Annotated in this window: 3 protein-coding genes; all 3 read left to right on the plus strand. The window is 62.5% G+C overall.

Features of this window, described 5'->3' with window-relative positions:
- The first annotated feature begins 102 nt into the window (after positions 1-102).
- Positions 103-765, plus strand: a complete 663-nt coding sequence (locus tag A2I95_RS34345) for a tetratricopeptide repeat protein (protein WP_291737005.1) — start codon at positions 103-105, stop codon at positions 763-765.
- Positions 660-1,508: a lipopolysaccharide assembly protein LapB gene (locus A2I95_RS34350; RefSeq protein ID WP_027259869.1), complete on the plus strand. Its 849-nt coding sequence runs from the start codon at positions 660-662 to the stop codon at positions 1,506-1,508. Before A2I95_RS34345 ends, A2I95_RS34350 begins: the two co-directional genes overlap by 106 nt.
- A 3-nt stretch (positions 1,509-1,511) precedes the next feature.
- Positions 1,512-1,929, plus strand: a 418-nt coding sequence (locus tag A2I95_RS34355) for a prepilin peptidase (RefSeq protein ID WP_291737007.1), incomplete at its 3' end; no start/stop codon positions are given.

Below are 1,929 nucleotides of genomic sequence, written 5' to 3' on the forward strand. Positions count from 1 at the left end.
ACCCTTGCCACAATGGGCCTGACAGTCCCGCCGCTGCTGATCATACTGGTTGGCCCGTCGGTGCAGGGCATCATGAACATGGGCAATTGAGGCAACCGAAACATGAACGCACCAGGAGGGGCCGGGCCTGCCCGTTTCTGCCGTGGTTTTGCTGCCGCCAGCGTTGTTGCGCTGGTGGCAGCTTGCACGCCGGGCGGGCTGAAACAGGACAAGGGCAGCCCTTGGGCGCCAGGCGACAACCACCGCCAGCAGGCAGAGGACGGCCTGGTGGTCGGCCATCGGCTGATGGCGGCCGGCGAGCATGAACTGGCCCTCGACGCCTTCACCCGCGCAGCACTTGACCACGGGCTGACGCCCGAGGTTCTGTCCGGAATGGGCAGTGCCAAACTAGGCCTCAGGCGGCTGGGCCAGGCAGAAGGGCTGCTGCGCCAGGCGGTGGATGCGGACGCCTCCTGGCCGGAACCGATGAACAACCTGGGCGTGGTGCTGATGGAGCGCGGCAAAACCGCCGAAGCGGTACAGGTGTTCCAGCGCGCCTATGCGCTTGGCAATGGCGAAAGTGACGCAATCCGCGATAATTTAAGGCTGGCCCTCGCAAAGCTTGAAAATCCTGCGCATACTGACCCTCAAAATCAAGAGAGCAGTAAAAGGACGCACCAATGCGCCAGCAGTTATTTCTATTCGCTTCTCTGGCAGGGGCGCTGGTCTTGTCGGCTTGCGCGGAGAAAGCCGATGAAACCGTGGAACGGGCCTTTCAGGAAGTGAACGTCATCGACGAGAGCAATCTCAACGATGTGATGCTGACAGTGGCCGACCCGAATGAGGCGGTCGCCCATTTCCAGCGCACCTTGAAAAGCAGCCCGGACCGGATTGAGCTGCAACGCGGACTGGCGCATTCCCTGATCCGTGCCAAACGCACCACCGAAGGCACCGCCGCCTGGAAGAAAGTGGTGTCAATGAAGGGAGCCACCAGCGCAGACCATGTGCAGTTGGCAGGTGCTTTGGTGCGGAGCGGTGAATGGGACGCGGCCAAGGCCGAGCTGGATCAGGTCCCCCCCACCCACGAAACCTATGAGCGCTACCGGCTGGAGGCCGTGGTCGCCGATGCCGGCAAGGACTGGAAGCGCGCCGACAGCTTTTATGAAATTGCCACCGGGCTGACGACAAAACCTGCCAAGGTTATGAATAACTGGGGCTATTCCAAATTGACACGCGGTGATTTTGCTGGCGCCGAACGGCTGTTCGGCGAGGCGATCCGCCAGAATCACGGCCTGTTCACGGCCAAGAACAACCTGGTTCTGGCCCGCGGCGCTCAGCGGAATTACACTCTGCCGGTGATCCCGATGGATCAGACTGAACGCGCGCTGCTGCTGCACACGCTAGCGCTGTCGGCTGTAAAGCAGGGCGACGTCAAGATTGGCGAGAACCTGCTGCGCGAAGCCATCGAGACCCACCCGCAGCATTTTGAAGAAGCTTCGCGCTCGCTGGCGGCGCTGGAGAACGGCTGATCCATGCAGTTCCCGGCCCATGCTGCCCTGTGGTTCCTGCCCTTTGTGCTGCCGTTGTGCTACACGGTTGCGCTGACGGATCTGCGCGGCATGCGCATTCCCAACTGGGCCGTCGATTTGCTGGCCGTGATCTATGTTGTTGCAGGTGCGATCGTGATGCCCAGCTGGGCCGATTACGGCTGGCACCTGCTGCACTTGCCGGTCGGCATCGGCCTGGGCTACTTGTTCTATGCGGCCGGCGCTGTGGGTGCGGGCGACGCCAAATTTGCCGGCGCCGCGGCACCGTTCTTTGCCCTTGGCGACCTGCGGCTGCTGATGATCATCTTTGCCGCAACCCTGCTGGCTGGGTTCACCGCCCACCGGATCGCCAAATACACCCCCCTGCGCCGTCTGGCGCCGCAATGGCAAAGCTGGGACACCG

The organism is Leisingera sp. F5, assembly GCF_001593695.1.